The following is a 2,940-nucleotide window of genomic DNA, read 5'->3' on the forward strand; positions in this document are numbered from 1 at the left end:
TCGACGACCTATATCCAGGACTCGACGACCTAGTTTAAACAGCGGGGGTTGAACCCTGGCATGACGACGACACACCTTAGACGTTGGCGCTACCTATGGCTTTTTGAGTGAGGCTAAAGCCTTCTTTGTTGCGGTGAGATAAGCCAGCGCTATACTCTGTTCCCCGCTGCCATCAACCCAACGATCGCTCCCTTAACCTGGTCGCTGCCATGACCCAGCTATGATGGTTTGAGTAAACCGCAACTTGCCCTGATGTCGTCCAGGTATCCATGCTGAAACGCCTGACTCATCGTATGCTGCTGATGGCTGTGCTATTGGTCATACTCAGTCTTGTTTACTCCACTCTCACGCCTGCAATGTCTGCCAAACCGATCCTTCTGACGGAGCCATTTCTGCAATTGCCATCAGAATCTTCTGTCCGCGTTGTGTGGTTCACCGAATTCGCAGGCACAAAACACACGGTGGCATATGGGGATGCATTGACCCGCACCGCAACCGCAACCACGACTCAGCTAAGCCGCACCCGCGAAGATGCCGAGTCTCAACGCGCCACGAAATACTCTGGAGTGACTGTGCGTCCCATCTGGCGACATGAGGCGGAAGTCACAGGGTTAAAGCCCGATCGACGTGTGCCTTACCGAGTGACCAGCGTGCGTGAAGAGGGCGTAGCTGTGAATAGCGAGACTTATACCTTAACGGCGAAACCAGTACCCGGAAAGCCCCTCAAAATTCTGCTGACCTCCGACCACCAAATCAAGCCGATGGTGGCAGCTAACTTGCAAAAAGTGGTGGAGACGATCGGGCAGGTCGATCTCGTCCTCTTTGCCGGGGATTTGATCAACGTTGCCGATCGCGCCTCCGAATGGTTTGACGATGCCTGTGGTGGTTCGCTCTTTCCAGGTCTGCAAGGTCGCGCCTGCTACGAGCTAGAGAAAAACGGCATCAAGACTCGCTACAAAGGGGGAGCCATCATTCAACATGCGCCGATGTATACCGCGATCGGCAACCACGAAGTCATGGGACGCTTCTCCACCACTGACTCGTTGGGCGAGCAGTTCAACAATACAGTACCGTATGAAATTGGAGAAGCATCCTTTTATACTTCAGTTCTCAACAGTGGTAAACCAGTAGAGAATCCGGCAAATCCAGCAATTCTTAAAGCATGGGTGAAAGAACACTCGTTCAACACAGACACGTATGAAGAGATTTTTACGTTGCCACAAAGTCCCCAAGGTGGAAAGCGGTATTATGCCGTGACTTTTGGCGATGTGCGTCTGGTCGTACTCTACATCACCAACGTTTGGCGTACTCCCAGTCTTGCAGCAGATGCTAGAGGGAAGTATCGAGAACGGGAACAGGATATTGAGAACGCACAAGATCTAAACAGCTGGGGCTGGGGACAGCATCTTTTTGAACCGATCGCCAAAAACAGCCCTCAATACAATTGGTTAGCACAAGAACTCAGTAGCCCAGAGTTTAAACGAGCCAAATATAAGCTGGTCATGTTCCATCATCCACCCCACTCTTTAGGTGAAAACATCGTTCCTGCTTACACTCGTCCGGTGCTAGTGGTTGATCAGCAAAATCTTGAGGGACGGCAAATCCAAGCGTGGATGTGTCCTAATAATCAGTCCTGTCCTCCTCCAGAAAGTAGTGAACCACAGTTAATACGTTTCACCACGGTTCGTTACGAGTACCCGATCAAAGATGACTACATCATTCGAGATGTGGTGCCGCTATTAGAAAAAGCGGGTGTGCAACTGGTGTTTTACGGGCATTCGCATCTGTGGAATCGGTTCATGAGTCCCAGCGGAACGCACTTTTTAGAAACCTCAAATGTGGGCAATTCCTACGGCGCTTTTGTGGGCGACCTCAAGCGTAATGTCCCAACAGGCTACAAGGAACACTACGCCGCGACGGGCAATCCCAATGGGTTAGAACCGATCGTGCCCACGATCGCCCCTCTCCTTGATGCTAAAAAACAGCCCATGCCCTACATCGCCAGCAATGACATCACTGCCTTTAGCATTTTTGATACAGGCACAGGCACTATCAGCAGCTATCGGTTTGATACGCGCGACCCAAAGTCTGCTGTGGTCAAGTTTGATGAGTTCAAGCTGAAGCAATAAAGGCTTTAGGCTTTGCGAAGAAGCGACTCTGAACTACGCGGGAACCTCTGTTATCTGCGCGATCGCAGCATCAACCGGGTGAAGTGACTGGGATTGAGCGTCAAAATTTGGTCGGCGCTACTTTGAAGGCATCTATAATGGGGCGATCGCTTTTGATCAAGCCCTCAATAGTAACACGTTGGCGTGTAAAATGTCTAGTCACGGTGGCAAACAAGGTGGAAGTAAATATCAGCCATTGTTAGACGCATTGCGTCAGAGCGATCAAACGCACATCACCTTGACCTTTGCTGAAATTGAGGCATTGCTTGGCGGAGCGCTTCCCCCTTCTGCTCGCATCAAACGCGGTTGGTGGAGCAATCGCAGTAAAGGCGCGCTGCAAGCGGTTGCCTGGATGTCGGCAGGGTATTTAGTGGACGCGATCGACCTGGATAGTGAACAGGTAACATTTACCAAACCACCACAAGTCTACAAAGTGCAGTGCATCGACGATACTTTGCAGTGGAACAGTGAGTTGATTCGTGCCTTGCGGTTGCACATGGGGCTGAGTCAAGCAGACATGGCGAAAGAATTAGGAGTCCGTCAACAAACGGTAAGTGAATGGGAGAAAGGCGTTTATGCCCCCACTCGCGCTAGTTCCAAGCACCTAACATTGGTGGCAGAGAAAGCAGCGTTTCGCTATGAGATTTACTGAACTAGCTGGTACACGGCTGGCAGTGAACAATAGAGTTGGCGCTGCATAGGCGATCGCGCTTAAACTAACGTCAGTTCGACGAGGTCAAAAGATAGCCGGAGGCAATGCTGGCAAGTCTTT

2 protein-coding genes are annotated in these 2,940 nt (G+C 51.0%); both read left to right on the forward strand.

The window, feature by feature from the left end; all coding sequences use genetic code 11:
* Nucleotides 1-269 precede the first annotated feature (269 nt).
* Nucleotides 270-2,129, forward strand: coding sequence for a purple acid phosphatase family protein (locus tag AC5JO6_RS05545; protein WP_496080051.1), 1,860 nt, complete (start codon nucleotides 270-272; stop codon nucleotides 2,127-2,129).
* A gap of 190 nt (nucleotides 2,130-2,319) precedes the next feature.
* A complete protein-coding gene (locus AC5JO6_RS05550; RefSeq protein ID WP_496080052.1) occupies nucleotides 2,320-2,820 on the forward strand; it encodes a helix-turn-helix domain-containing protein in 501 nt (166 codons plus the stop codon).
* The last annotated feature ends 120 nt before the right edge of the window (nucleotides 2,821-2,940 follow it).

The sequence above is a fragment of the Tildeniella sp. genome (assembly GCF_059505325.1).